Genomic DNA, 25,260 nt, shown 5'->3' on the forward strand with positions numbered 1-25,260 from the left:
GCAGGACTCAGAACGACGGTTACCGCCCGAAGACGAAGTTTCCGCCGGGGATGGCTTCGAGCAGCTCCTGCGTGTAACGCTCGCGGGGGTTGTCGAACACTTCGTCGGTCGTGGCGGCCTCGACGACCTTGCCGCGCTGCATGACGCAGACGTTGTCCGCCACCAGACGCACCACCGCGAGGTCATGCGTGATGAACAGGTAGGTGAGGTCAAGTTCGGTCTGCAGCTCGGTGAGCAGGTTGAGAATCTGTCCCTGCACCAGCACGTCCAGGGCGGATACCGCCTCATCGAGCACGAGCACGTCAGGCTTCAGCGCGAGCGCTCGCGCAATGGCGATGCGTTGGCGCTGCCCACCGGACAGCTCGCTCGGGTACCGATACCGGGTGGCAGAAGGAAGCGAAACCTGATCGAGCAGTTCGGTCACCCGCGCGAAGCGTTCCTTGGCATTGCCGACGCCGTGCGCCACGAGTGGCTCGGCGATGGTGTTGCCCACGCTGTACTGCGGGTCGAGCGATCCGTACGGGTCCTGGAATACCGGCTGAACCCGGCGACGGAACTTCAGCAGCTCCGCGCCCTTCAACCCCGCGACGTCCTTGCCGTCGAAGGCGATCGAACCGCTGGTGATGCTCTCCAATTGCAGGATGAGCTTCGCCACCGTCGACTTGCCGGAACCGGACTCCCCCACCAGCGCGGTGGTGGTGCCCTTCTTGACGTCGAAAGAGATGTCGTTGACGGCGAGCAGCTCGTCGTACTTGAACCCCTGCTTGCGGATGCGGTACTTCTTCGTGATGTTCTTCACGGAGATGAGGTTTCCGGTATCGGCAGTCTCCCGCTCACTCGCCCGGGCGATCAACTTGTCGTCGATCGAGCCGCCGGAGTAGATCGCTGCATCGTCATCTTCGGGCTTTGCCGTCTTCGCCGCCTGGATGCGCCGCGAGGCGAGGCTCGGTGCTGCCGCGACCAGACGCTGGGTGTACGGATGCCGCGGGTTGGCCAGGATCTCCTGCGAGGGCCCGGACTCCACCACCTTGCCCTTGTACATGACGACCAGCTGTTCTGCCCGCTCGGCAGCCAGGCCGAGGTCGTGCGTGATGAACAGTACTGAGGTGCCGTAGTCACGCGTGAGGGTGCCCAGGTGGTCGAGGATGGTGCGCTGCACGGTCACGTCGAGGGCTGAGGTCGGCTCATCGGCGATCAGCAGCTTCGGCCTGGCCGACAGGCCGATCCCAATGAGAACCCGCTGGCGCATACCGCCGGAGAACTGGTGCGGGTACTGCTTGAGTCGGTCTCCCGCATCGCTGAGCCCGGCCTCCTGCAGTACCTGGATGGTGCGCTTGCGCGCCTCCTTGCCCTGGGCCACGTTGTTGGCCTTGATCGCCTCCTCGACCTGGAAACCAATGCTCCAGACCGGGTTGAGGTTCGACATCGGGTCTTGCGGGACATACCCAATCAGGTTGCCACGGACATCCTGGATAGCCTTCGCCGAAAGCTTGGTCAGGTCGCGGCCCCCGAACAGGATCTCCCCGGCCGTGACCTTTCCCGTGCCCGGCAGCAGGTCGATGACCGCCTGTGCCGTCGTCGTCTTGCCGGACCCGGACTCCCCGACGATGGCGAGGGTCTGGCCCGCATACAACGTCAGGTCGACGCCGCGTACTGCCGGAATCAAACCCCGCTGGGTTTCGAAGGCGACCTCGAGGCCGCGGATCTGCAGCAGCGGAGCGTTATCGTTCAGAGTGTTCTGGTTCACAGTCTCCGTAGTGGCCTGGCTCATCGGCGTGCCCTCGCTTCCGGGTCGAGGGCGTCACGCACGACGTCGCCCAGCATGAGGAACGACAGCACCGTCATTGACAGGGCGGCCGACGGGTAGAGCAGCACCTGAGGCTCAGTCCGCAGCGACGTGCGTGCCTGACTGATGTCGTTGCCCCAGGACATGACGTTGGTGGGCAACCCGATACCCAGGAATGACAGTGTCGCCTCGGCGACGATGAAGATTCCGAGGGACACGGTGGCGATGACGATCACCGGGGCGATCGCGTTCGGAATCACGTGGCGGATCAGGATCTTGAACTTCGAGACCCCGAGCGCGATGGATGCCGTCACATAGTCGGAGTTCCGCGCGGTCAGCACGGCTCCGCGCATGATCCTGGCGATCTGCGGCCAGGCGAACAGCGACAACACCAGGGCGACGGTCGCGGCGCTGCGAACCGGAAGTACCGACATCAACACGATGGCACCGAGAACGGTGGGAACCGCGAAGAAGATGTCGCCGATGCGGGAGACGAGTGCGTCGAAGAATCCACCGTAGAACCCGGCGAGGGCGCCGACGATTCCACCGAACAGGGAAACCAGCACTGTGGTCAGCACACCGACCGTGACGGATGCCTGGGTGCCGAAGATCAGGCGGGAGTAGATGTCGCAGCCCTGGCGGGTGAAGCCCAGCGGATGGCCGGCCTGCGGCCCGCCGTTGCTGTTGGACAGGAAGCACTCCGAGTTCGGCGGGGCCCAGGCGAACCAGGACGGGAACGCTGCGACGACGAGGATGATCAGGATCATCACCGAGGAGATCCAGAACATGGGGCGACGGCGCATCGAGTCCCAGGCATCCGCCCAGGTGCTGCGGGCCTTGCCGGTCTCATCCAGCTTGTCGATCGCCGCGACCGGAGTCTCCTCCAGTGGGGCGATGTAGTGCTCCTGACCGGTGCGCGTTCGCCCAGCGGTTCTGTTGTTGGCTATCGGCGTGTTATTTGGCATAGCGGATCCTTGGGTCGAGCGCGGCGTAGAGCAGGTCGACGAGCAGGTTGGCCAACACGAAGATGATGACCATGACGGCCACGAAGGATACGACGGTCGGCCCCTCACCGAGGTTGATTGCCCGGTAGACCGTTCCACCGACACCGTTGATGTTGAAGATGCCCTCCGTCACGATGGCGCCGACCATGAGCGCCCCGACATCGACGCCGAGGTAGGTGACGACCGGCACGAGCGAGTTGCGCAGCACGTGCACCGTGACCACACGGCGCCGTGACAGCCCCTTTGCTGTCGCAGTTCGAACGAAGTCGGCGTTCAGGTTCTCGGCGACGCTTGCCCGGGTCAACCGCACGATGTAGGCGAACGAGACGGATGCCAGCACCAGCGCGGGCAGGATGAGTTCGTTCCACGGGGCGGCGCCACTCACGGTGGTTCGCGCCCAGCCCAGCTGGACGCCGAACACGAGTTGTGCGACGAAGCCGATGACGAAGGTCGGCACCGAGATGAGCAGCAGGCTGACCACCAGGGCACTGGTGTCGAACAGCTTTCCCCTGCGGAGTCCGGCGATGAGACCGACCACGATGCCGGCGATCGCCTCGAAGGCGAGGGCCAGCATGGCCAGGCGGAAGGTGATCGGGAAGGCCTGGGCCATAACGTCTGCGACCGGCCGGCCCGAGTAGGTGGTTCCGAAGTCGCCCTGGAACAGTCCGCCGATGTAAAGCAGGTACTGGATGATGAACGGCTTGTCCAGGTTGTATTCGGCCCGGACAAGTTCAATGACGCCCGGTGCCGGAGGGCGGTCTCCGTAGAGTGCCGCGATCGGATCGCCCGGTAGCAGGAAGACCATGGCGTAGATCAGGAATGTCGCCCCGATGAAGACGGGGATCATCTGGAGGACGCGCCTGCCTGTGTACCACAGCATCAGGTTGTTCCCTCATTGGAACGAATAAGCATAAAAATCACAATCGCTAAGTGTGCCTACTCAGTGTAATGTCCGGGGCATTTCCATGCCCCGGACATCACACATTGAGTTGATCCTTCTGGGTTAGTCGGTTACGACTACTCCTTGGTGATCGCGTGGTACAGCGGGACGGAGTCCCAGCCGAATACCACGTTGTCAACGGTCTCGGCGGACACGCCGGTCACGTTGGAGTACCACAGCGGGATGGACGGAAGGTCCTTCAGCAGGAGTTCCTGTGCTTCCTGGTACTTGGCAGTTGCCTCTTCGACCGAAGGCGCACTGGCGCCCTCGGCAAGCAGTGCCTCGAACTCGGCGCTTGCATAGCCTTCCTTGTTGGAACCGGCACCCTCAACGTAGAGCGGGCCGAGGAAGTTGTACAGCGACGGGTAGTCCGCCTGCCATCCAGCACGAACCGCGCCGGTCAGCACCTTGTTGTCACGGTCGTCCAGTGACGCGGCGAACGTGGGGTAGGACTTTCCGACTGCCTGGATGCCCAGGGTGTTGGCGATGCTGTTCGCAACAGCGTCGACCCAGGCCTGGTGGCCGCCGTCGGCGTTGTACGCGATGTCGAACACGGTGTCACCGAACGGTGAGATCGCGTCGGCCTCAGCCCACAGTGCCACGGCTTCTTCCGGGTTGAAATCGAGGACTTCAGAGCCCTCGAGGTCATCGGAGTGACCAGCGATAACCGGCGACGTGAAGTCTGTTGCCGGCGTGCGGGTGCCCTGGAAGATCACGTCAGTGATCTCCTGGCGGTCGATCGACATCGAGATGGCGGCGCGACGCAGTTCGCCTTCCTCGCCACTCCAGTGCTCGAGGTAGTACGGCATGTTGAACGCCTGGAAGATGGCTGCCGGCTGGTTCACAGCGCGGTCACCGAAGTCGGCCTCGAAGGTCTCGAACGCGGAGTCCGGGACAGCATCGAGAACGTCAAGGTTTCCAGCCTGGGCATCCGCGTATGCAGCATCCTGTGTGGCGTAGAACGTGAAGGTCAGGCCACCGTTGACCGGCTTGCGATTTCCGTCGTAGTCAGGATTGGTGATGAGGTCGATACCCTGGTCGTGAACCCACGCGCCCTCTTCGGCCAGCATGTACGGGCCGTTGCCGATCGGGTTCTCGCCGAAGGCATCCATGTCTTCCCAGGCGGCCTCGGGCAGCGGCATGAACGCCGTGTAACCGAGACGCAGCGGGAAGTCTGCCTCAGGAGTCTTCAAGGCGACCGTGAAGGTCTTCTCGTCGACGACCTCGAGGCCGGTCAGTTCAGACTCTTCGTCGTAGCTGAAGCCCTCGATGTTGTCGAAGAAGTAGGAGGAGCTCTGAGCGTTGCTCAGGAGTCCGCCGAACTGCCACGCCTTCACGAATGACTCGGAGGTTACGGGCTCGCCATTGGTGAACTCCCAGCCCTCTTCGAGGGTGACGGTCCAGTTCTGGGCGTCGTCAGACTCCAGGGACTCCGCGACCTCGTTGTGGATGTCGCCGTTCTCGTCGTATGACACCAATCCGGCGAAGATCGAGGTGAGGATCTTGCCACCACCGGTCTCAGTCGTGTTGGTCGGAATCAGCAGCTGCTGTGGCTCGCTGCCGTTCGCCGTGATGATGGCGGCGCTGTCGCCGCCTGCAGGCTCATCGGCACCAGGCGCGCAGCCGGTGAGCGCGAGTGCGCTTGCCGACACGAGCGCAAGGGCACCAACGCCAATGCGTGATCTCTTCAATTTTCCTCCTGTGCAAGTGGAATACATGGCGGGACCGGATTGAGTCTCGTCATGTGTGTATCTGTACCCTAAACAGGGCCCAACCCGCTCACCAAATCAATTGGCCGAATAGTTACCGAGCGGCAACAAAAGTGGACAAAAGTTTGTGTGAAGGTGCGTAATCGTGCGCTGTGAGAGTGCGGCTGCAACTATACGCCGCTCCGACGCACTTTGTGACCCGGGCAACACTTGCTCATCCGCGTAGCATGGGGTGGTGATTCGTGCCCCGGGGACCACTGCGCTGACTGCGATGGCTGCGCCGCCTCGAACGATCCGCGTCGAGATCGCCATCGTGCTCGGGCTGTCACTCGGAGCATCCGCTGTCTACTCCGTCGTTGCCATCGCCAACCGGCTCACGCGGGAGCAGGCACTCCGGGAGCAAACTGCGACGCTGAACCCGTCGCTCAGCGAGCGCCCGGTGTTCGACCTCATCTACCAATTCCTCGCAATCTTCTTCGACCTGGTACCCGTCGTCCTGATCGCCTACCTGCTCTGGAGTGCCTCGCGCCCGCACCTGGGACGACTCGGGATCGACTTCCGGCGCCCGGGGAAGGATGCGCTCTGGGCGCTGGGGCTGGCGCTCGTGATCGGGCTGCCCGGGCTTGCCCTGTACTTCGGCGGTCGCGCATGGGGGGTGACGGTCAACGTGGTACCCACGGCCCTCGACGCTGCATGGTGGACGATCCCCATCCTGCTGCTGTCCGCAGTGCGCGCCGGGGTCACCGAAGAGGTCATCGTGGTCGGCTACCTGTTCGCCCGCCTGAGGGACCTCGGCTGGGGGCGCTGGCAGATCATCCTCAGCGCAGCGCTGCTCCGCGGCACCTACCACCTGTACCAGGGGTTCGGCGCGTTCGTCGGGAACGTGGCCATGGGCATCCTGTTCGGCTGGTTGTACGACCGTTACGGCAGGCTGCTGCCGCTCGTGATCGCGCACGTGCTGATCGACGCCGTCATCTTCATCGGATACCCGTGGGCGTACACCGCTTTCCCCACCCTCTTCGCCTGATTGCAGGTCGCTTGTTCCCCTGCGATAGTTCCCGTTCCGGCGGATAGTTCCCGTTCCGCGGGGCACTATCCGCCGGAACGGGCACTATTGGCTTACTCGAAGGCCTCGGGCGGCGGGCAGGAGCAGACCAGGTTGCGGTCGCCGAACGCATTGTCGATGCGCCGCACCGGCGGCCAGTACTTGTTCCGCAGCACGCCGGGCAGCGGGTAGACCGCCTGTTCGCGGGTGTACGAGTGCTCCCACTCCCCCACAATCGCCGAGCGTGCGGTGTGCGGCGCGTTCCGCAGCGGGTTGTCGTCGGTCGGCCAGGTTCCGGATGCCACAGCATCCGCCTCCGCCTTGATCGCGATCATCGCGTCGATGAAGCGGTCGATCTCGACGAGGTCCTCGCTCTCGGTCGGCTCCACCATGAGAGTTCCCACCACTGGGAAGCTCATCGTCGGTGCGTGGAACCCGTAGTCGATGAGCCGCTTGGCGACATCGTCGACGGTGACGCCGGTTGCTGCGGTCAACGGCCTGAGGTCGAGGATGCACTCGTGGGCGACCAGCCCGTTATCACCCGAGTAGAGCACCGGGAAGTGGTCGCGCAGCCGAACAGCGACATAGTTCGCCGCGAGCACGGCCGCACCGGTGGCTTGCTTGAGACCCTCGGACCCCATCATGCGGATGTACGCCCAGGTGATCGGCAGGATGCCCGGGCTTCCGTACGGCGCGGCCGAGACGGCATTCTTGTGCGACGGACCCTGGACCGGGAACGGGTTGGGGCGCTGCGCGAGCGGATGGCCCGGCAGGTAGGGCGCCAGGTGCGCCTTGGCCGCCACCGGACCGACGCCGGGACCACCACCACCGTGCGGGATGCAGAACGTCTTGTGCAGGTTGAGGTGTGACACGTCGCCGCCGAACTCGCCGAACCGCGCGTAGCCGAGCAACGCGTTGAGGTTGGCCCCATCGACGTAGACCTGCCCGCCGGCGTCGTGCACCGCCTGGCAGATGTCGGTGACCTCGTGCTCGTACACCCCGTGGGTGGACGGGTAGGTGATCATCAGGGCGGACAGCTGGTCGCGGTGCTGCTCGATCTTCGCGTGCAGATCGTCGAGGTCGACGTTGCCCAGCTCGTTGGTCGCCACGACGACGACCTTCATGCCGGCCAGCACCGCGCTGGCGGCGTTGGTGCCGTGGGCGCTCGACGGGATCAGGCAGACCGTTCGCTCGGTGGCGCCATTGGCCCGGTGGTAACCCCTGATCGCCAGCAGGCCGGCCAGTTCGCCCTGGCTGCCGGCGTTCGGCTGCAGCGAGACCGTGTCGTACCCGGTGACCTCGGCCAGCCACGTCTGCAGCTGTTCGATGAGGCCCAGGTAACCGGTCGCATCCGCTTCAGGCGCGAACGGGTGCAGCCCAGCGAACTCGGGCCAGGTCACGGATTCCATCTCGGTGGCCGCGTTGAGCTTCATGGTGCAGGAGCCGAGCGGGATCATGCCGCGATCGAGCGCGTAGTCCTTGTCGGCCAGGTATTTGAGGTACCGCATCATGCTGGTCTCTGAACGGTGCGTGTTGAACACCGGATGCGTCAGGTAGTCGGAGGTGCGCAGGATCCGCTCCGGGATCCAAGCGCTGATCTCCTCCCGTGCGGCATACTCACGCTCCGCCCCGAGCACCTTGGCGATGGCGGCCACGTCGTCGTCGCTGGTGGTCTCATCGACGGAGAACTGAACGCGGTTGTCGTCGACCTTGTGCATCAGGAAGCCGGCGCGGTAGGCGTCCGCGATCAGCCGGTCGGCATCGCGGTCGGTCTCCAGGGTCACGGTGTCGAAGTAGTTGCCGCAGACGACCGTATGACCGCCGTCGGTTGCCGCCTCGGCGAGGTAACGGGCGCGGCGAGTGGTCTCTTCGGCGATGCGCTTCAGCCCGACTGGCCCGTGGTAGACGGCATACATGCTCGCCATGATGGCGAGCAACACCTGCGCGGTGCAGATGTTGCTGGTGGCCTTCTCCCGGCGGATGTGCTGCTCGCGCACCTGCAGGGTGAGGCGGTAGGCGGCGTGCCCGTCAGCATCCTTCGACACTCCGACCAGACGGCCGGGGAGCTGCCGCTCCAGGCCGGCACGCACCGCCATGTAGCCGGCGTGAGGGCCGCCGAAGCCCATGGGGACGCCGAAGCGCTGGCTGGTGCCGACGGCGACATCCGCTCCCAGCTCGCCGGGGCTCTGGATGAGAGTGAGTGCCAGCAGGTCGGCCGCGACGACGGCGACGGCGCCGGCATCCTTCGCTGTGGCGATGACCTTGGCCGGATTCCAGACACAGCCGGAAGACCCGGGGTACTGCACGAAGATACCGAAGGCCGCGGGGAGCTCACCCGGGTTCTCGGCGAGGTCCGCCAGGGGGAACTCGACCAGGTCAATGCCCACCGCCTCGGCGCGGTTGTACAGCAGCGCCTTCGTCTGCGGCAGGGAGTCGGCGTCGACGATGAAGACGTTCGACTCGGACTTCGATGCCCGACGGGCGAGCAGCATGCCTTCGACGACAGCGGTGCCCTCGTCCAGCATCGATGCATTGGCAGTCGTCAGCCCGGTGAGGTCGGAGACCATGGTCTGGAAATTGATCAGCGCCTCAAGGCGGCCCTGGGAGATCTCCGGCTGGTACGGCGTGTAGGCGGTGTACCAGCTCGGGTTCTCGAGCACATTGCGCTTGATGACTGCCGGCGTGATCGTGTCGTAGTAGCCGAGACCGATCAGGGAACGGTTGACCTTGTTCTGCCGTGCGAAAGCACGAAGCTCTGCGAGCGCCTCTCGCTCGGTCGCTGCCGGCGGCAAGGAGGATTCGGCGAGCTTCTGGGCGCGGATGGAGCTGGGTACAGCCGCCTCCACCAATTGCTCGGTCGAGGTATAGCCGAGCGCGTCGAGCATCGTCCTCTGGGCATCCGCCTCGGTGCCGATGTGCCGGCTCGCGAAAGAAGACGGGTCGAACAGCGGTGCGGTCTTCGAGGGTGTGGCCTTGGCCATTACTCGCCGACCAGTGCGTTGTACGCCTCGACGGTGAGGAATCCGTCACCCTCGAGCACGGCAACGTCGGCCACCTCGACCTTGAACAACCAGCCCTTCTCGAGCGGGGAGTCGTTGATGAAGTCGGGGTTGTCGGTGACGTCGTTATTGACCTCGGTGATCGTGCCGGAGACGGGGGCGAACACCTCGCCGACCGACTTGGTCGACTCCACTTCAGCGACGACCTTCCCGGTTTCCACGCTCGCACCAACGGCGGGGAGCTCAGCGAAGACGATCTCACCCAGCTTGTCCGCGGCATACGCGGTGATTCCCACGGTCAGCACATTGCCTTCGACGCGGATCCACTCGTGGTCCGCGGTGTATTTGAGCTCGGTCATTCTGAGGCCTTTCGCTTGTAGAAGGGGAGAGCGGTGACGGATGCCGGAATTCTCTTCCCGCGTACGTCGATGAACAATTCGGTGCCGGGTTCTGTGAGTGACGGGTCAACGTAGGCCATCGCAATGGGGTGACCGAGCGTCGGGCTGAGGGCGCCACTGGTGATCATGCCGACTTCAGTGTCGCCATCCGCCTCGCCTGCGAAGATCGGATAATCGGCCCTGCCGGCGCGACGACCCTCCGAGGTGAGGCCGACGAGAACACGGGCACCCTCCGGTGGGCCGATCTCGCTGGCGGCGCGACCGACGAAATCGCCTTCCTTCTTCAGCGCGACGACGCGGCCGAGACCCGCCTGGGCCGGGAAGATGTCGACGGACAGTTCATGCCCGTACAGCGGCATGCCCGCCTCGAGGCGGAGAGTGTCGCGGCAGGCGAGCCCGGCAGGCACCAGGCCGTGATCGGCGCCGACCGTCATCAGGTTGTTCCAGAGTGCGACGGCCTGGCTCGCCAGCACATAAAGCTCGAAGCCGTCCTCGCCGGTGTAGCCGGTGCGGGCCACCAACACCTCACCGCCGTCGTACTCTCCGAGCACGCTCCAGTAGTACTTCAGCTCTGCGAGGGGGCTGGGCAGCTCGAGCCCGGGGAGGGCTTCCAGGATGGCCCGGGAGCCCGGGCCCTGCACGGCGATGAGGGCGAGCTGGTCGCTCTCATCCACGACCGTGGTATCGAAGTTCGCCGACCTGCTGGCCAGCGCCCCGGCGGCCTGGAACCGGTTGCCGGCGTTGGCGACCACCCCGTAGCGGTTCTCGTGGGTGCGGTAGACGATGACATCATCGATGATCCCACCCTCTTCGGACAGCAGGAGGCTGTACTTCGCCTGGCCGATCGCGATGGCAGAGATCTTGCCGCAGAGCGCGTAATCGAGAAAGGCGGCGGCTTGCGCGCCGGTGACGATGATCTCAGCCATGTGCGAGAGGTCGAAGAGGCCGGCCGTGTTGCGAACGGCGTGGTGCTCCTCCAACTCGCTGCTGTAGCGGACGGGCATCTGCCAGCCGGCGAAGTCGGTGAAACTGGCACCGGCATCCACGTGCACCTGGTGCAGCGGGCTGAATCTGGCGGGTACGGCGTTGTCAGTCAAGAGTTCTCCAAATAGGCGTCGTCGACGCGGGAACTCTCCCTCTGTCATGGAGCCTGAGAGTTTCGTCGACCGGTAGGTCGGCTTTCACCATGGGCGGACTCTGCCTTCGTTGCTCGAATCGAGTGCCAAATGATTTCGACGAGCTCAATCCGATTCGCGAAGCGAATCGCTTTTCAGAGTGGCCTCATCGATGCGGTACGCGTACCTGAGAGATTGGTGGAGAGAATTGCTCCTTCGGTGCCCGACTGTCTTCGTCAGGCTCTCCCGCATCGCCTTTGCGGCCGTATTCGGTTGTCCGCTCAGCCTAGCAAGAACGGCGCCGGCTTATCGCTGGGTTCAGTCGTCGCGGTGGTCCCGGAAGTAACGCACCGCCTGCCAGACGATCACCACGAACACGGTGATGGCGGCGAGGCCGAAGACCACGTTGATCCAGGGCGGCGTTCCCGGCGGCGCCGGAATCGGGAACAGCGGAAGCACTACCGGTGGTCCAGCTCTTCGGGGGGTAGCGAGCCGCCCTCGTCCTCCCAGCGATCGATCTGCTTCTTCGGTACCGTCGGCTTACGTCGAGGCCAGTGAAGCGACTTCCCCATTTTGTTGGCGAACTTGCGGACGCCATCAGCGACTTTGCCCATGTGGACAGCCTACGCGAGGGCGCCTCGTCCTGCTGGTCCGACAACATCGCGCCACTCCGAGCAGAGCATCGCAAAAACGAGTTCGGTCGCCCGTTGCCCCTCGCGCAGGTCGCTTTCGACCAGACGCGCTTCCTGTCTCATCCCGAGCCGTTCCGCGACCCGCGCTGACCCGGTGTTCTCTTCGTCGATGCGGGCGAAGATACGGTGGAAGCCATACGTCTCGAAGCCGAGCCGGAGCATCGCGCGCGCTGCCTCCGTCGCGTACCCGCGACCGGATGCCCATGGTGCGAGCGTGTAGCCGACCTCACCCTGGTCGGCAGCCCGGTTGGCAAGCTTGAGCACGGCCTCCCCGAGGAGGGCTCCATCATCCGCTCCCTCAATGGCCAGAGCGAGGACCTGGCCGTCTTCTTCGAAGGCGAGCGTCGCCGCCTGCTCCACGACCTCCCGGCATTTGTCACGCGTGTGCGGTGCCCGGTACAGGTAGCGGGCCACCTCCGGCAGTTGCTGGTACGCGTAATAAGCATCCGTGTCGTCAACGCTGAACGCCCGGATGACGAGGCGCTCGGTCACGATCGGGAGGGCGAGTTCGGCCATGGTGGAACCATTGTCCTCGGTGCAGCATCATCCACAACAAAAACCTGACCGTGGCGTGCATCTGCTGAGGTTCGGAACAACTCCCTTCAGACCCGACAGCGGCTGACACTACGCTGGCGAGCGTGACTGACTACCGACCCCCCATGAATGACATCCTGTTCTCCCTCGAGCACGTCGTCGGCTACCCCGGCGTCGCCGAGCTTCCCGGGTTCGAGCACGCCGACCTCGACACTGTTCGCGAAGTGCTCGCCGAGTGCGCCGATTTCATGTCGGAAGTCGTCGCCCCCACCAACCGCGACGGCGACCAGGTGGGCGCGCAGCGCCAGCCGGACGGCGCCGTGACGACGCCGGACTCGTTCAAGAGCGCGTACCAGGGCTACGTCGATGCGGGCTGGGGCGGCGTACCGCTGCCTGAGGCGTTCGGCGGTGGCGGGTTCCCGCGCACGGTGGGGCTCGTCATCCAGGAGATGATGACATCCGCCAACATGGCCTTCGCGTTGTGTCCGCTACTCACCCAGGGCGCGATCGAGGCGCTTCTCCACTACGGTGACGATGAGCAGAAGCAGCGCTACCTGCCGAAGATGGTCACCGGCGAATGGACCGGCACCATGAACCTGACCGAGCCGCATGCCGGTTCGGATGTCGGCGCACTCACCACCCGCGCCGTGCCGCAGGACGACGGCAGCTACAGGATCACCGGCCAGAAGATCTTCATCACCTTCGGCGAGCACGACCTGAGTGAGCAGATCGTTCACCTGGTGTTGGCTCGCACCCCCGGCGCACCCGCCGGAACGAAGGGCATCTCCTGCTTCATCGTGCCGAAGCGCCTGGTGAACGAGGATGGCTCGCTCGGCGAGCGCAACGCCGTCGAGTGCCTCTCCATTGAGGAGAAACTGGGCATCCACGGCTCCCCCACCTGCGTGATGAGCTACGAGGATGCGACCGGTTACCTGATCGGCGAAGAGAACAAGGGCATGCGCATCATGTTCGTCATGATGAACAGTGCCCGGCTCTCCGTCGGCATGCAGGGTCTCGCCGTTGGTGAGCGCGCCTACCAGCAGTCGCTCGCGTTCGCGCAGGAGCGCCGGCAGGGCCTGGCGATCGGCGCATCCGGCAAGGACTCCGCGATCATCGACCACCCGGACGTGCGCCGGATGCTGATGACCCAGAAGGCGTACCTGGCGGCGCTCCGCCACCTCATGCTGCTCAACGCCATCTATGTCGACCACAGCACCAACGCCACCGACGAAGCGGAGCGCACCCGCGCCGACGAGATCGTCGGCCTGCTCACCCCGATCTGCAAGGCGTTCGGCACCGACCTCGGCAACGAGCTCACCTCCATCGCGCTGCAGATCCACGGCGGCATGGGCTTCGTCGAGGAGACCGGCGCCGCACAGCACTACCGCGACGTGCGGATCGCCGCCATCTACGAGGGCACCAACGGCATCCAGGCGGCAGACCTGGTCGGTCGCAAGCTGGGCGTGCGCATGGGCTCGTCCTTCAGTGAGTTCATTGCCCAGATGCGCGAGATCGACGGCGAGTTGGCGGATGCCGGCGACGAGTTCTCGAGCATCCGCACCGAACTTGCCACCCAGCTCGACGCACTCGAAAACGCGACGATCTACATGCTGCGCACCGGGATGCAGGATCCGGACGCCGTGTTGTCCGGATCAGTGCCCTACCTGCGGATGTGGGGCCTCTGCCTGGGCGGCTGGCTGCTTGCCAAGGCCGCGGTTGCGGGCGCCGCAAGCGGCGACGCTGCGGTGGCAGAGGAGAAGCTGGTGACGGCGCGGTTCTACGCCGAGCAACTACTTCCCGCGAGCGGCGGTCTGCTGGGCGCGGCAACCGCCGGCTCACGGGACCTTTTCGCGCTCGACGCGGCGGCGCTCGGCTAGCGGCCGACGCCTCGCGGAAGATCACCGCTTCCGAGATGTTCGACGAGTAGCTCCAGCGGTCGCGGCGCAGGGTTGTCGCCGAGTGCTGTCATGAGGGCCCTCGCATAGCGCGCCTTCCGTCCTCCGATGGAACCCATGAAGCGTCGAAGGTGCTGGTCGACCGTCCACCCGCGCTGAGCCGGCTGCCGTTGCAGGATGCGCAGTGACCTGAGGTCGCCCTGTTCTTCGATCACCCTCTGCACAGCGTCGACGCCGAGGCAGCGGATGAGTTCGTCTTCAAGGTCTGTATCGCAGACGAAGAACCCGAGTTGCTGCAGGTCGGCCCGCGTAAGCCCCTTACCCAGCCCCAGGCGCTCGAGGCCTCGGATGAAGTGGCGCTCCTCGCCGACATCACACAGCCCGGCCAGGTCGATGCCCAGCCCCGGCGGACCGACGATGTCGAGAAACCTGCCAACACTCGTGGCGCCGCCAAGAGGCAGAACGGCGATCCCCCGCGCGGCGAGGTCAACGCCACGGCGACCTGCCAGGGTTTCCACCGCGACCTGGTCACTGACCCCCTCCACCAGGACGACGAGACGGACGGGCAGGTCGGCCGCGATGGCCCGCGCGCTCGCCTCGGCTCCGGGCGCCCCAGGGCCGCCTGCCGCCCACTCGAGCACGGCGGTACGGAACTTCGTCAAACCATCCACGGCATCCGCTATCGCATCGCGCTCACTCGGCGGAGTTGGCGGCCAGCCTGGCCAGGTCCCTTGAGACTTGGCGCATCCGCCTGGCACGTTCCTTCAGGTAGTTCTCGTCGACGACGATGGTCGAACGGTCCAGGGAGTCCCCCATGGCACGGGCGATGTCGCTCCAGGCGTCCTGCCGCGCCGACTCGACCAGGTTGAGAAGATACGCGTCATCGTCGCGGCGGGTGCGGAGGGCGCCAACCAGGGAGTCGAGCACGGCCTCGCGGTGCCGAAGGTTGGCCGCATCGCCCGACCGATAGTCGTGGGCGTGCACGGCACTGCCTCGCAGGTGGGCGATCGAGGAGATCTCCTTGGAGATGCGCTCGGCGGCACCCGCGAATTCCGAGGCCAGGTGCTCCAGGGCATCCGCCGCCGCCCCGACGTAATCGCCGGAGTTGTAGGCGTCGCGCCGGGTGAGCACGCCGACGATGATCTCGTTCTTCACCCGCATGCGACTCGCGTACTCGGCGAGCATCAGGCCCTCAGAGGTGGACTCCTCCACGGTTGCCGGTGCCGCCGATGGCAGCGTCGACTCGTCGAACGGCGTCATCCTGCGCCGCCGCTTCGTGCGACGAAAGAGCTTCACTCTGCGCTCACAAACTCCCTGTCCGTGGCCGGAGCGCGACGGTGCATCGCGCCCCATCGAGCCTAGCGGGGCGCGGCCGTTCAGCCGAGGCTGAGGCCGTGCTCCTCGAGCGCTTCCTGCAGGATGCGCAGTGCTCGTACACTGAGGCGCACCCGCACAGGAGGAGGTCGCGGATGACCAGGTACGGCATCGATGCAGGCGTGGCGATCCGGTTAGCCCAGGACGATGTCACTATCCCCGCCGAGCACGACCTCGTCGCACCGGCGCTTCTGCGGTCGCAGGCACTGTCGGCGCTTCACGAGGCGGCGATGCGCGGTGAGCTGACCGAAGCTGAGGCGCAGGGCCTGCTCGCGCGCATCAGGACCATGAACATCCGCCTGCTCGGCGACCGGGTGCTGCAGAGCGTCGCCTGGAAAATCGCCGACCAGCTAGGCTGGACCGAGACGTTCGACGCGGAGTACATCGCGGTGACGAAGCTTCAGGCGGATGCCCTCATCACCCTCGACGAGAAGCTCGCCGCGAGCGCGCGGGAGCTCGTCGACGTGGCACCCATCGAGGTGCTCTACCGCGGTAGCAGAGCCGGCAGCAGAGGGTAGGCGAATTGGCGATCCAGGTGAAACCAGCACACGATTTCGACGACCTGGCGACCATGTTCGCGCCGAAGAAACCGGAGTCTTCGGTGTGCTGGTGCCTGTCCTGGAGATTGAGTTCGAAGGAGAACCGGGAGCTCACGGGCACAGGGCGGGCAGACAAGGTTCGGGATCTCGCGGCTCGGGACCACGCTCCCGGTGTGCTCGCCTACCTGGACGGCGAGGTGGCCGGGTGGGCGGGCGTTTCTCCGCGCGCTGAGCTCTATCCGATTGCGAACTCGAGGAAGATCCCGCAGGTCGATGGCCTGCCGGTGTGGTCGATCTGGTGCGTGCGCGTGCGGCCCGGGTACCGCAAGCGAGGAATCACGAGTGCGCTCATCGACGGCGCGGTCGAGTACGCGCGTGCGTGCGGTGCTCCGGCCGTCGAGAGCTACCCGGTGGACAACGGCGACCAGCGGGTCGACATGACGATGGCGTTCGTCGGCACCCGTGCCATGTTCGAGCGGGCAGGTTTCACAAAGGTGGCCGACACCGACTCGGTCTCCGGCGGCATCCCGCGAATCCTGATGCGGCGGATGCTCGGCTGACTACCTGCGACGATGACGGGGTTTGTCGATGATGAGCCCGATCCAAACGGCATCATCGTTGACGAACTTGGTCATCGTTGAAGTCAGTCGCCGTCGAGCCCGGCGCCGATGTCGCCGGCCTCCGCCGCGGTCGGCTCCCAGTCGTCGACGATGGTTGCTGTTGAGATGCCGAGCGAATCTCCGGCGCGGAGGTTCGCGGCTTCAAGCGCACGCTCAATGGCCAGGTCGAGGTCCGATCCTGGCTCAACGCCCTGGTCTTTGATCGTCACGCTGCCTCCCATTCGGTGTCATGCCAACAGTAGGAGCGTGCGGTACCTCGCGTCCAGCACCGTCCCATCCGCCGTCTTCAGGCGAAGCCGAACAGTGGGGGCATGGCGAGCACCACCAGCAGGACCCACCCGGCGAACACGGGCAGGTAACCGGTCTGCCAGTGCTCGAGGCGGATCGCCGGGGACCGGCCCGCCAGCATCCGCGCGATGAGCCAGGCCGCGACGGCGAGGTTCACCAGCAGTAGGACGTTCAGTCCGAGAGCGGCAACCCGGTTGGGTGTGAAACCGAACTCGCCGATTCGGGCGAACATCGAGGCGAGGACGAGCAGGTCCAGGATGATCGCAGCACCGACTGCGACCAGGCGGAGGGCATCTGCCAGCCCGGCCTGTTTGGTGCGGTCCCGCGCGGAGATGCCGTAGACGACGAGACCAAGCACGACGAGGAGCAGCACGTCGAACACGATCAGCAGGTCGCGGTCGAATTCGCGCCCAATCCCACCGATCGTGTAGACGACGGCGGACACCAGCAGCATGACAGCGAACAGTGGGGTGAAGATCGCGGTCAGCACGGGTGCGAGATTCTCGATGATGCTCTTCTTCGCTTCGACCAGCCAGGCTGCGACGATCACCGCGCCGGCGGCCCCGGACGGCAGCACCCAGAGGAACACCTCCTCTACTGCGTCGGGTGCGATCGGCGAGAGCACCAGGCCGGTCAGGCCGAGGAGCACCCCACCACCCAGGGCGATCAATGCGTAGTAGATCAGCCACTCCCCGGTGAACCGGATGAAATTCATCCGGGCGGCGGATGATCGGATATCGCCACCAACGTAGGCGGCGCCCACCACGAACCAGAGCACGACAGGGAGGTGAATGGCCACCAGCAGGTCGGTGCTCGACCCTGGCGGGAAGGGGAACAGGTTGACGGCGAGCGCCAGCACGACGACGACACCGGCGAGCGCGAGGCAGCGCGACAGCGACATTCGCCTGACTAACGCGAAGTAGGCGGCGAGCACGGGCAGGACGAACAGGCTGACGTCGCGGAGGAACCAGGGGCTGCTCTGTTCCGGGAAGCCGGCCAGGATGCGCGCTACCTGCACGAGTACCGCGGTCAGCACCGCGAACCCGAGCATCAGCAGCACCGGACGCGGCCGGTCATCCGCCTGGTGGGTCATCGCCAGTTGCTTCCACAACCGGTCGCTGTGTTCGCGGGCGAACTCGGCGGTGATGAGGTCTACCTGCCCCAGGCGCCGGACCGCGATCAGGAACGCCTCATCGTCGGCGAGGCCGGATGCCTCAAGGTCGGCGATCTGCTCGCGCAGGTGGCCCTCGAGTTCATCGGCATCCGCCTCATCGACGGCACCCCCGCGCAGGATGGCGGCGCGCCACTGGCCGATCTGGGCCTCGAGGGTACTCATGCTGGTGCTCCTGCCGTCGTTGGGGCCATGCCCCACAGTCCGCCGAGGGTTCGGTTGGCGGTCTCCCATTGCTTGCGTTGCTCGGCTAGCTGGCCGCGTCCGGCATCCGTGACCTCGTAGTACTTACGGCGGCGTCCTTCAGGGGAGACTCCCCACTCGGCGCGGATGTATCCCAGTCGCTCCAAGCGGTGGAGGAGCGGATAGAGCATGCCGTCGGTCCATTCCAGGTCGCCCCCGGACAGCTCGCGGACGCGCTTGAGGATGGCATAGCCGTAGCTGGTGCCCTCCACCAGGATCGCCAGCACCAGCGGCGTCGCCATGGCGGCGACCAGGTCTTTGTCGATGTTCATGGGACCTCCTCGGAGGTCCAGTGTATACCTAACAGTTCTAGGTACATTGCACTGCTAGGTGTTGTTCAGGAGATCGACGCTAGCTTCACCCGGCCAGCGCCTGGGCGAACTGGCTAACCAAGGCGTTGATCGTGCGCACACACGTCTGGTCAACGTCCTGGGCGGGGTCGTAGATGGCAATGCTGAGGCCGATGAGCCCGGGATGCTGGCCGGCGGATGCCAAGGCCGTACCAAGTTGGTCAGGAGTGAGACCGCCTGGCTCATCGGGTACGTCGGGGAGCCCCTGAGCAGGGAAATATTCGGGATCGAGCACATCGAGGTCGATGTGCAGCCACCAGCTCCGATTCGTGTGGGTGACGGATGCGACCGCTTCGCGCGAAACCCGTTTGGGATCCGAGGACGCGGCGGATGCGTCACGAACGTAGGCACCGAGACCGGCGACCGAGGCGACATTGAACCGCTGCCGCCACGCGTCATCTCGAGGTCCGATGATGGCGAGACTCTCTGGCGAAATGGTTCGCAGCAAGGCAGGTAGCGGACCCTGCATGGATCTCCCAGTCACACCCAGGAGCAGTCCGATCTCCGTGTTGGCAGCTTCGCCATCCTCCGAAGCGTCCAACGGGATGCTGTCCTCGTGCCCGTCGAACGCCACCAGCCCGACTCCGCCCGGATGGTCCCGTGCCCCCGCCATGATGCCGAGCAACGAAGAACAATCGCCGCCGATCACACAGGCGAAAGCACCGGATGCCACGGCTTCAGCGACCCGGACAGAGAGGTCCTGAGTCATGGCAATGATGGCTGCCTCGTTCATGAGGGTGGTGTCCCTCCCGCGCTCGGAGGTTTGCGCGGGAAGCAGCACGTCTTCATCCGAAACCACGCGCAGCGGAGACCAGGCATCCGCAATGCCGGCGTCCCTCATCGCCTGCGCGGCCGAGGCCTGATGCCCCGGGCGGCCGTAACCGTCAAAGGGGACTCCGATGATAGCCACTTGCCTCATGGCATCAGGATGTTGATGTCAGTGGCGGGCCGTCGATCGGGGTGGGCACGTACTCGAGCAACTGCAGCCGACCGTCGAAGGTACGTGCCTCGACGAGGTCGAGTGCGTAATCCTGGTAGCCGTCATAAATCCGTTCGCTCCCGGATTTGCCGGTGATCACGGGGAAGAGGACCACGCGGAACCGGTCCACCAACCCGGCCGCCATCAGTGAGCGGCACAAGCTCAGGCTGCCGATGGTGCGCAACGATTTGGTGCCGCTCCGTTTCAACTCGGCGACGGCATCCACCGCATCTCCGCCAATGACCTCCGTGTTGGGCCAGGCATACGGTGGCTGCAGGGTGGAGGAGAAGACCACCTTGTCAGACTTGGCCAGGCCGTCGATGCTGGCTTCCTCCTCCGAGGTGAACCCGGAATCCGCCTTGTCGAGTTGTGCGCTGAAGCCAGACATCTGTCGATAGGTATTCGCCCCCATCAGGATGGTGTACTCGTTCTCGGGTTGCTCATCGAGCCAGCGCAGGTACTCCGGCCCCTGGAGCCCCCACCAACCTGGCCAGCCTTCGCCGGATGCGTATCCATCGAGCGTGATGATGAAATCCACCAGCAGTTCTGGTGTAGTTTTCTCCGGCATTCGCTGTTCCTCGTTCTCTGTTCGGAGATCGTTCGGGAGTTGTGGGAGCCCAGCATACGACCCGCCCATCCCGTTGGGAATGGCTCGGCGAACCGTTCCGGCGCATCATCGGACGGGTGGCCGTAGACCTGTCGGTCGAACGTTGACACGGTTACGTTGTGAGCATGAGCCCCACTGCGAGTAAGGCCGAGGTGCTGGAGATCGATGGGCGCGAGGTGCGGATCTCCAGCCCGGACAAAGTGGTGTTCCCTGAGCCGGGCATCACGAAGCTCGAACTTGTGCAGTACTACCTAGCCGTCGCGGACGGCGCTCTCCGAGGTGTCGCGGGTCGTCCGATGGTGCTGAAGCGCTTCGTAAAAGGCATTGAGGAGGAGGCGTTCTTCCAGAAGCGCGCACCCGAGAAGCGGCCAGAGTGGATCGATACCGCCACACTGCACTACGCATCGGGCAACTCCGCCGAGGAGGTTGTCGTGCGGGATGCCGCGGCGCTGGCCTGGGTCGTGAACCTCGGATGCATTGACCTCAACCCGCATCCGGTCCGCGCCGACGACCTCGACCACCCGGACGAACTCCGGGTGGATCTCGACCCCATGCCGGGCGTCGACTGGCGACAGATCGTGGATGTGGCAATGATCGCCCGCGACGTGCTGACTGACCATGGCCTGCTCGGCTGGCCGAAGACATCCGGCTCTCGTGGCATCCACATCTACGCACGAATCGAACCTCGCTGGAAGTACCGGGAGGTGCGCCTCGCCGCCGAAACGCTCGCCAGAGAAGTCGAACGGCGAGCGCCAGGCCTGGCAACCGCAAGGTGGTGGAAGGAAGAACGCGGCGAAAGCGTTTTCGTCGACTTCAATCAGAACGCGAAGGACCGCACCGTGGCATCCGCCTACTCGGTGCGTCCGCTTCCGGATGCCCGCGTGTCGACGCCGCTCGACTGGGAGGAGATGCCGAAATGCCGGCCGGAGGAGTTCACCGTGCGCACTGTCCTGGAGCGATTCGCGGAACGGGGCGACCCGGCATCCGGAATCGATGACGCCGTCGGCAGCCTGGATGCGCTGCTCGCCCTGGCCGACGACCTCGGCCCGGCCGAGAAACCACCGAAATCATCGGACGGATCAGGAAGACGGGCGTCAACGATGCCCCTCATCGAGATCGCCAGGGCGAAGACCAAGCCGGAAGCTCTCGAGGCGCTTGAACGGTGGAAGTCGAAACACCCGAAGGTCGTGAAGTTGCTGGAGCCGGCCGACGTGCTGGTCGACGGGATGCGCGGCTCCAGTTCGCTCTGGTATCGCATCCGAGTGAACCTGCAGCACGTGCCCGAAGACGAGCGGCCGGAACAGGCGGAACTCGAGGTCGACTACGACCCCTGGGCGGGGAAGAACCAGGGGCAGCCTTCTTAATGCCAGTGGCTCCTTCAGCGCGATTCGTAGGCGGTGATCTCTGCGAGTTTCTGGCCATAGGCGCTCGACGGGTCGTGGCGCAGATCCAGCCACAGATCCACCAGGGCTTTGGCCGCCGCGGGGGCGATCACGTTCTGACCCATGCACAGCACCTGGGCGTCGTAGTTCTCGACCGCACCTCGGACCGTTATCAGGTCATGAGCCGTGGCTGCCCGCACACCGGCCACCTTGCTCGCTGCGATCGCCGAACCGACGCCGGTGCCGCAGACGAGGAGCCCTCGGTCGGCCTTCCCGTCGCGGATGGCCTCTGCCACCTGGAAAGACACGTCGGGATAGGTGATTTCCGCGGTCGATAGGTCCACCACGCCACTGACTCGGGGGTCTGCCTCGAGCAGCGACTTCAGCTCGTCTTTCAACGCCGCACCATTGCCGGGAGCCCCAATTATGATCCGCACGTCTACCCCATCCCTGCCGACATCCAGTCTATGCGCCGACTCTCTCGAGCCGCATCAACGCTGCCCGGGCGACGGCGCGCTGATCTGCGCTTGGATCTCCCGGATCGTCATGCCGAGGATGCCACGTGACAGGAGGCCGGCGCCACGGCTCGTGCCGCGGCAGCACCGGCCGACGTGGTGACGGCGTTCGCTGCCTTCACCGCAACGAGCCGCTTGCTGATCTCATCTGCGGCGTTTCCCGCACCGGCGCTGTATGCACCCCATTGAACCGGAACCTGACTACACGTTGAAGCGAAACTCGACTGAGCTACGGCGCCGAGTAATCATGATGGATCCCCCAGCTAGTCATCCTCTCGACGCGAGATAGCATGCTGACGTGCGAGCCGAATCCCAAGCCAAGACGACGATAGAAATGCTGGACACGGTAGCCCTCGCCGAACTTCTCCAATTCGAGCGAGAGAATCGCGACTACTTCGCTGAGTGGGTACCTGACCGCGGGGACGACTACTTCACGCAATTCCAAACGCGCAATCAGGCGCTCTTGGACGAACAATCGGCGGAAGGGTCATTCTTCTTCGTCGTCCGCGACGAATCCAACCAACTAGTCGGCCGGGTGAATCTGGTGGACGCCACGCACAGGTCCGCCTCACTTGGCTACCGCATCGCACAGAAAGCCACCGGCGTCGGCCACGCTGGCCGCGCAGTGAAACTCGCGACCGTTTTTGCCCGGGACTACGGACTAGAGATGATCACAGCTATGACCACACTCACCAATGTCGGATCTCGGAGGGTGTTGGAACGGTCGGGGTTCGTCGAAATCGCCGGGCGCCCAGCATCCGTTTTGCAGAACGGCGCCGAGCAGGAAACAGTGCACTACGCGCTCGATCTGGGATCTCTCGTCTGAGGGTTGCTCGGAAGGAAGCCCTATGAGCACGCGCGATGCCAGCGCCGACCGCTCAGAGAACCTTTTTCACCACGCTGGACTTCAATTGCATCCGCCCAAACCCGGGAACGGTGGCGTCAATGTCGTGGTCGCCCACGCCATCCTCGATGAGCCGGATGCCGCGCACTTTCGTGCCGACCTTTACGACGCCGCCGCCCGCGCCTTTGACCTTGAGATCCTTGGCAATCGTGATGGTGTCACCATCAGCGAGCACATTACCGACGGAATCCTTGATCTGACTCGCGTCGGACGCACTCTCGTCCGGAGCCGAGCCGGAGGTCCACTCGTGGCCGCACATGGGGCACACCAGCAGCGCACCCTGCTCGTAGGTGAACGCCTCCTGGCATTCAGGGCAGGCCGGCAGCGCGTCAGACATTGAAGCGGAACTCCACCACGTCGCCGTCCTGCATGACGTAGTCCTTGCCCTCGACGCGGGCCTTGCCCTTGGCGCGCGCCTCCGCAATGGAGCCGGTCGTGACCAGGTCGTCGAAGCCGATCACCTCGGCTTTGATGAAGCCCTTCTCGAAGTCGGTGTGGATGACACCCGCCGCCTGCGGCGCCTTGGCCCCCTTCGGGATCGTCCATGCCCGCGACTCTTTCGGGCCGGCGGTCAGGTAGGTCTGCAGGCCAAGGGTGTCGAACCCGATGCGGGCGAGCTGGTCGAGACCGCTCTCCTCCTGGCCGGTGCTGGCCAGCAGCTCCGCAGCATCCGCCTCATCCAGCTCGATCAGCTCGGACTCGAGCTTCGCGTCCAGGAACACGGCCTTCGCCGGCGACACCAGAGCGGCGAGCGCCGCGAGCTTGGCGGAGTTGCCGAGAACGTCCTCATCGACGTTGAACACGTAGATGAACGGCTTCGCGGTGAGCAGCCCTAACTCACGAATCGGCTCCAGGTCGAGCTTCGAATTCGAGGAGAGCGGATGCCCGTCGTTCAGCCAGGCGACGGCAGCCTTCGCGGTCTCCAGCACGATCGGCTCTGCCCGCTTCGTCTTGACCTCTTTCTCATACCGCTCGACCGCCTTCTCGAGGGTCTGCAGGTCGGCGAGGATGAGCTCGGTGTTGATGGTCTCCATGTCGCTGGCCGGGTTGACCTCGCCATCGACGTGAACCACATCCGCATCGCTGAATCCGCGGATGACCTGAGCGATCGCATCCGCCTCACGGATGTTCGCCAGGAACTTGTTGCCGAGTCCCTCGCCCACACTCGCGCCCTTGACGATTCCGGCGATGTCGACGAACGAGACCGGGGCGGGCAGGATGCGCTCACTCCCGAAGATCTCAGCCAGCTTCCCCAGTCGCGGGTCGGGAAGGTTCACCACGCCGACGTTCGGCTCGATCGTCGCGAACGGGTAGTTCGCGGCGAGCACCGAGTTCTTGGTCAGGGCGTTGAAGAGGGTGGACTTGCCCACATTGGGGAGTCCGACGATTGCGATAGTGAGAGCCACGAGAGTCAAGGGTACCGTGCGCGGTGGAACGCGATCCGCGACGCCGGCGCGGCGACCAGTTCGAGGTCGTCCCGTTTCGCAACAGACCGGGCGCGCTCCGATCTGGCGTCGGATGTGCGTGAGACGATGCGACGCATGGCACTGAACTTCACCGCGATCGACTTCGAGACAGCCAACTCCTCCAGCGCCTCGGCGTGCTCGGTCGGCCTGGTGAAAGTGCGCGATGGTGCCGTCGTTGACAAGGCGAGCTGGTTCATCCGCCCGCCGCTCGGTCACGACGCGTTCACCGAATGGAATACGCGCATCCACGGCATCATGGCGGCGGATGTCGCGGACGCCCTGCTCTGGAGCGAACAACTTCCCGACCTGGTCGCCTTCGCCGACGGCGACCACCTGGTCGCCCACAACGCCGGATTCGACATGGGAGTGATCTCCGGAGCGTGCGCCGCGAGCTTCATCGAGACCCCCAACTTCAACTACCTGTGCAGCCTCCAGGTCGCCCGCAAGACGTACCACCTGGACTCCTACCGACTGCCGGTCGCCGCCATGGCCGCCGGTTTCGAGGACTTCAACCACCACGACGCGCTCGCCGACTCCGAGGCCTGCGCGGCGATCATGGTGCACGCGGCACGGCGGCACGCGGCCGACTCACTGGAGCACCTCGCCACCATCCTCGGTCTGAGGGTCGGCGCGATCGGCGCTGCGGCGGCGGATGCTCGCGCGATGGCGCTCGGCTAGCCTCACTCCCCGCGCGGGCGGCGCGTG

At 65.0% G+C, this 25,260-nt stretch carries 27 protein-coding genes and 1 riboswitch; of the genes, 7 read left to right on the plus strand and 20 right to left on the minus strand.

All coding sequences use genetic code 11. The annotated features are described in order from the left end of the window. Positions 1–19: 19 nt before the first annotated feature. From ACX3PH_RS00180 to ACX3PH_RS00195, 4 genes are all read right to left on the minus strand, one after another. The gene (locus ACX3PH_RS00180; protein ID WP_459088157.1) at positions 20–1,771 is read right to left on the minus strand and encodes a dipeptide ABC transporter ATP-binding protein; all 1,752 of its coding nucleotides are present in this window, start codon (positions 1,769–1,771) and stop codon (positions 20–22) included. Further along, positions 1,768–2,751 (minus strand): ABC transporter permease, encoded by a 984-nt coding sequence (locus ACX3PH_RS00185; RefSeq protein ID WP_459088159.1) that lies wholly within the window; start codon positions 2,749–2,751, stop codon positions 1,768–1,770. Before ACX3PH_RS00185 ends, ACX3PH_RS00180 begins: the two co-directional genes overlap by 4 nt. Beyond that, positions 2,741–3,670, minus strand: a complete 930-nt coding sequence (locus ACX3PH_RS00190) for an ABC transporter permease (protein ID WP_459088161.1) — start codon at positions 3,668–3,670, stop codon at positions 2,741–2,743. The genes ACX3PH_RS00185 and ACX3PH_RS00190 overlap by 11 nt, the downstream gene beginning before the upstream one ends. 137 nt (positions 3,671–3,807) lie before the next feature. Then, positions 3,808–5,421 carry a peptide ABC transporter substrate-binding protein gene (locus tag ACX3PH_RS00195; RefSeq protein ID WP_459088163.1) on the minus strand — a complete coding sequence of 538 codons (1,614 nt, stop codon included), beginning with the start codon at positions 5,419–5,421 and terminating at the stop codon, positions 3,808–3,810. Positions 5,422–5,710: 289 nt separating this feature from the next. Between ACX3PH_RS00195 and ACX3PH_RS00200 the strand changes: the two genes are divergently transcribed. Beyond that, the gene (locus tag ACX3PH_RS00200; RefSeq protein WP_459089798.1) at positions 5,711–6,466 is read left to right on the plus strand and encodes a CPBP family intramembrane glutamic endopeptidase; all 756 of its coding nucleotides are present in this window, start codon (positions 5,711–5,713) and stop codon (positions 6,464–6,466) included. Positions 6,467–6,558: 92 nt separating this feature from the next. On the opposite strand, the gene gcvP is transcribed toward ACX3PH_RS00200, so the two are convergent. The 6 genes from gcvP to ACX3PH_RS00230 all read right to left on the minus strand — a co-directional run bounded on the left by gcvP (position 6,559) and on the right by ACX3PH_RS00230 (position 12,204). Then, a complete protein-coding gene (gene gcvP, locus ACX3PH_RS00205; RefSeq protein ID WP_459088165.1) occupies positions 6,559–9,465 on the minus strand; it encodes an aminomethyl-transferring glycine dehydrogenase in 2,907 nt (968 codons plus the stop codon). Next, the gene (gene gcvH, locus ACX3PH_RS00210) at positions 9,465–9,842 is read right to left on the minus strand and encodes a glycine cleavage system protein GcvH (protein WP_459088167.1); all 378 of its coding nucleotides are present in this window, start codon (positions 9,840–9,842) and stop codon (positions 9,465–9,467) included. Before gcvH ends, gcvP begins: the two co-directional genes overlap by 1 nt. After that, positions 9,839–10,978, minus strand: coding sequence for a glycine cleavage system aminomethyltransferase GcvT (gene gcvT / locus ACX3PH_RS00215; RefSeq protein ID WP_459088169.1), 1,140 nt, complete (start codon positions 10,976–10,978; stop codon positions 9,839–9,841). Before gcvT ends, gcvH begins: the two co-directional genes overlap by 4 nt. 183 nt (positions 10,979–11,161) lie before the next feature. Beyond that, positions 11,162–11,255, minus strand: a riboswitch (glycine riboswitch). Positions 11,256–11,314: 59 nt separating this feature from the next. Then, positions 11,315–11,455: a hypothetical protein gene (locus ACX3PH_RS00220; RefSeq protein WP_459088171.1), complete on the minus strand. Its 141-nt coding sequence runs from the start codon at positions 11,453–11,455 to the stop codon at positions 11,315–11,317. After that, positions 11,455–11,610 (minus strand): hypothetical protein, encoded by a 156-nt coding sequence (locus tag ACX3PH_RS00225; RefSeq protein ID WP_459088173.1) that lies wholly within the window; start codon positions 11,608–11,610, stop codon positions 11,455–11,457. Before ACX3PH_RS00225 ends, ACX3PH_RS00220 begins: the two co-directional genes overlap by 1 nt. A gap of 9 nt (positions 11,611–11,619) precedes the next feature. Next, positions 11,620–12,204, minus strand: coding sequence for a GNAT family N-acetyltransferase (locus tag ACX3PH_RS00230; protein WP_459088175.1), 585 nt, complete (start codon positions 12,202–12,204; stop codon positions 11,620–11,622). Positions 12,205–12,347: 143 nt separating this feature from the next. On the opposite strand from ACX3PH_RS00230, the gene ACX3PH_RS00235 reads away from it, so the two are divergent. Next, positions 12,348–14,099 (plus strand): acyl-CoA dehydrogenase, encoded by a 1,752-nt coding sequence (locus ACX3PH_RS00235; RefSeq protein WP_459088177.1) that lies wholly within the window; start codon positions 12,348–12,350, stop codon positions 14,097–14,099. Here ACX3PH_RS00235 and ACX3PH_RS00240 read toward each other — a convergent pair. Both ACX3PH_RS00240 and ACX3PH_RS00245 read right to left on the minus strand, forming a co-directional pair. After that, entirely contained in the window at positions 14,096–14,788 is a 693-nt protein-coding gene (locus ACX3PH_RS00240; protein WP_459088180.1) for a TOPRIM nucleotidyl transferase/hydrolase domain-containing protein, read from the minus strand. The two genes, ACX3PH_RS00235 and ACX3PH_RS00240, sit on opposite strands and share 4 nt — an antisense overlap. Positions 14,789–14,810: 22 nt before the next feature. Beyond that, positions 14,811–15,377 (minus strand): hypothetical protein, encoded by a 567-nt coding sequence (locus tag ACX3PH_RS00245; protein ID WP_459088182.1) that lies wholly within the window; start codon positions 15,375–15,377, stop codon positions 14,811–14,813. 209 nt (positions 15,378–15,586) lie between these two features. On the opposite strand from ACX3PH_RS00245, the gene ACX3PH_RS00250 reads away from it, so the two are divergent. Beyond that, positions 15,587–16,009, plus strand: a complete 423-nt coding sequence (locus ACX3PH_RS00250; protein WP_459088184.1) for a type II toxin-antitoxin system VapC family toxin — start codon at positions 15,587–15,589, stop codon at positions 16,007–16,009. A gap of 17 nt (positions 16,010–16,026) precedes the next feature. Continuing rightward, positions 16,027–16,590 carry a GNAT family N-acetyltransferase gene (locus ACX3PH_RS00255; RefSeq protein WP_459088186.1) on the plus strand — a complete coding sequence of 188 codons (564 nt, stop codon included), beginning with the start codon at positions 16,027–16,029 and terminating at the stop codon, positions 16,588–16,590. Positions 16,591–16,673: 83 nt separating this feature from the next. Here the strand turns inward: ACX3PH_RS00255 and ACX3PH_RS00260 are convergent, their stop codons facing one another. From ACX3PH_RS00260 to ACX3PH_RS00280, 5 genes are all read right to left on the minus strand, one after another. Next, positions 16,674–16,859, minus strand: coding sequence for a hypothetical protein (locus ACX3PH_RS00260; RefSeq protein ID WP_459088188.1), 186 nt, complete (start codon positions 16,857–16,859; stop codon positions 16,674–16,676). 77 nt (positions 16,860–16,936) lie between these two features. Continuing rightward, on the minus strand, positions 16,937–18,274 hold the full coding sequence (locus ACX3PH_RS00265) for a permease prefix domain 1-containing protein (protein ID WP_459088190.1): 1,338 nt from the start codon (positions 18,272–18,274) through the stop codon (positions 16,937–16,939). Next, positions 18,271–18,624 (minus strand): PadR family transcriptional regulator, encoded by a 354-nt coding sequence (locus tag ACX3PH_RS00270; protein ID WP_459088192.1) that lies wholly within the window; start codon positions 18,622–18,624, stop codon positions 18,271–18,273. The genes ACX3PH_RS00265 and ACX3PH_RS00270 overlap by 4 nt, the downstream gene beginning before the upstream one ends. Before the next feature lie 85 nt (positions 18,625–18,709). Then, positions 18,710–19,621, minus strand: a complete 912-nt coding sequence (locus ACX3PH_RS00275; RefSeq protein WP_459088194.1) for an arginase family protein — start codon at positions 19,619–19,621, stop codon at positions 18,710–18,712. Between the two features lie 4 nt (positions 19,622–19,625). Continuing rightward, the gene (locus ACX3PH_RS00280) at positions 19,626–20,249 is read right to left on the minus strand and encodes a dihydrofolate reductase family protein (RefSeq protein ID WP_459088196.1); all 624 of its coding nucleotides are present in this window, start codon (positions 20,247–20,249) and stop codon (positions 19,626–19,628) included. Between the two features lie 164 nt (positions 20,250–20,413). Here ACX3PH_RS00280 and ligD point away from each other — a divergent pair, with 164 nt between their 5' ends. After that, positions 20,414–21,652 (plus strand): non-homologous end-joining DNA ligase, encoded by a 1,239-nt coding sequence (ligD, locus tag ACX3PH_RS00285; RefSeq protein ID WP_459088198.1) that lies wholly within the window; start codon positions 20,414–20,416, stop codon positions 21,650–21,652. A 14-nt stretch (positions 21,653–21,666) separates the two neighbouring features. On the opposite strand, the gene ACX3PH_RS00290 is transcribed toward ligD, so the two are convergent. Further along, the gene (locus ACX3PH_RS00290; RefSeq protein WP_459088200.1) at positions 21,667–22,107 is read right to left on the minus strand and encodes an RpiB/LacA/LacB family sugar-phosphate isomerase; all 441 of its coding nucleotides are present in this window, start codon (positions 22,105–22,107) and stop codon (positions 21,667–21,669) included. Between the two features lie 376 nt (positions 22,108–22,483). Here ACX3PH_RS00290 and ACX3PH_RS00295 point away from each other — a divergent pair, with 376 nt between their 5' ends. Beyond that, positions 22,484–23,011 (plus strand): GNAT family N-acetyltransferase, encoded by a 528-nt coding sequence (locus tag ACX3PH_RS00295; RefSeq protein WP_459088202.1) that lies wholly within the window; start codon positions 22,484–22,486, stop codon positions 23,009–23,011. 52 nt (positions 23,012–23,063) lie between these two features. Here the strand turns inward: ACX3PH_RS00295 and ACX3PH_RS00300 are convergent, their stop codons facing one another. Together ACX3PH_RS00300 and ychF are read right to left on the minus strand one after the other, a co-directional pair. After that, on the minus strand, positions 23,064–23,426 hold the full coding sequence (locus ACX3PH_RS00300; protein ID WP_459088204.1) for a zinc ribbon domain-containing protein YjdM: 363 nt from the start codon (positions 23,424–23,426) through the stop codon (positions 23,064–23,066). Then, complete coding sequence (gene ychF, locus ACX3PH_RS00305; RefSeq protein WP_459088206.1) at positions 23,419–24,495, minus strand: redox-regulated ATPase YchF; 1,077 nt, start codon at positions 24,493–24,495, stop codon at positions 23,419–23,421. Before ychF ends, ACX3PH_RS00300 begins: the two co-directional genes overlap by 8 nt. Positions 24,496–24,630: 135 nt before the next feature. Between ychF and ACX3PH_RS00310 the strand changes: the two genes are divergently transcribed. Next, the gene (locus ACX3PH_RS00310; protein WP_459088208.1) at positions 24,631–25,233 is read left to right on the plus strand and encodes an exonuclease domain-containing protein; all 603 of its coding nucleotides are present in this window, start codon (positions 24,631–24,633) and stop codon (positions 25,231–25,233) included. Positions 25,234–25,260: the final 27 nt, after the last annotated feature.

This window comes from Homoserinimonas sp. A520, from assembly GCF_054489245.1.

What these genes read in the sequence shown, in the direction of transcription:
- ACX3PH_RS00180 (WP_459088157.1), bottom strand. Translation starts at nt 1,771, where the DNA reads ATGAGCCAGGCCACTACGGAGACTGTGAACCAGAACACTCTGAACGAT.
- ACX3PH_RS00185 (WP_459088159.1), bottom strand. Translation starts at nt 2,751, where the DNA reads ATGCCAAATAACACGCCGATAGCCAACAACAGAACCGCTGGGCGAACG.
- ACX3PH_RS00190 (WP_459088161.1), bottom strand. Translation starts at nt 3,670, where the DNA reads ATGCTGTGGTACACAGGCAGGCGCGTCCTCCAGATGATCCCCGTCTTC.
- ACX3PH_RS00200 (WP_459089798.1), top strand. Translation starts at nt 5,711, where the DNA reads ATGGCTGCGCCGCCTCGAACGATCCGCGTCGAGATCGCCATCGTGCTC.
- gcvP (WP_459088165.1), bottom strand. Translation starts at nt 9,465, where the DNA reads ATGGCCAAGGCCACACCCTCGAAGACCGCACCGCTGTTCGACCCGTCT.
- gcvH (WP_459088167.1), bottom strand. Translation starts at nt 9,842, where the DNA reads ATGACCGAGCTCAAATACACCGCGGACCACGAGTGGATCCGCGTCGAA.
- ACX3PH_RS00225 (WP_459088173.1), bottom strand. Translation starts at nt 11,610, where the DNA reads ATGGGCAAAGTCGCTGATGGCGTCCGCAAGTTCGCCAACAAAATGGGG.
- ACX3PH_RS00230 (WP_459088175.1), bottom strand. Translation starts at nt 12,204, where the DNA reads ATGGCCGAACTCGCCCTCCCGATCGTGACCGAGCGCCTCGTCATCCGG.
- ACX3PH_RS00235 (WP_459088177.1), top strand. Translation starts at nt 12,348, where the DNA reads ATGAATGACATCCTGTTCTCCCTCGAGCACGTCGTCGGCTACCCCGGC.
- ACX3PH_RS00245 (WP_459088182.1), bottom strand. Translation starts at nt 15,377, where the DNA reads ATGACGCCGTTCGACGAGTCGACGCTGCCATCGGCGGCACCGGCAACC.
- ACX3PH_RS00250 (WP_459088184.1), top strand. Translation starts at nt 15,587, where the DNA reads ATGACCAGGTACGGCATCGATGCAGGCGTGGCGATCCGGTTAGCCCAG.
- ACX3PH_RS00265 (WP_459088190.1), bottom strand. Translation starts at nt 18,274, where the DNA reads ATGAGTACCCTCGAGGCCCAGATCGGCCAGTGGCGCGCCGCCATCCTG.
- ACX3PH_RS00270 (WP_459088192.1), bottom strand. Translation starts at nt 18,624, where the DNA reads ATGAACATCGACAAAGACCTGGTCGCCGCCATGGCGACGCCGCTGGTG.
- ACX3PH_RS00275 (WP_459088194.1), bottom strand. Translation starts at nt 19,621, where the DNA reads ATGAGGCAAGTGGCTATCATCGGAGTCCCCTTTGACGGTTACGGCCGC.
- ACX3PH_RS00280 (WP_459088196.1), bottom strand. Translation starts at nt 20,249, where the DNA reads ATGCCGGAGAAAACTACACCAGAACTGCTGGTGGATTTCATCATCACG.
- ligD (WP_459088198.1), top strand. Translation starts at nt 20,414, where the DNA reads ATGAGCCCCACTGCGAGTAAGGCCGAGGTGCTGGAGATCGATGGGCGC.
- ACX3PH_RS00300 (WP_459088204.1), bottom strand. Translation starts at nt 23,426, where the DNA reads ATGTCTGACGCGCTGCCGGCCTGCCCTGAATGCCAGGAGGCGTTCACC.
- ACX3PH_RS00310 (WP_459088208.1), top strand. Translation starts at nt 24,631, where the DNA reads ATGGCACTGAACTTCACCGCGATCGACTTCGAGACAGCCAACTCCTCC.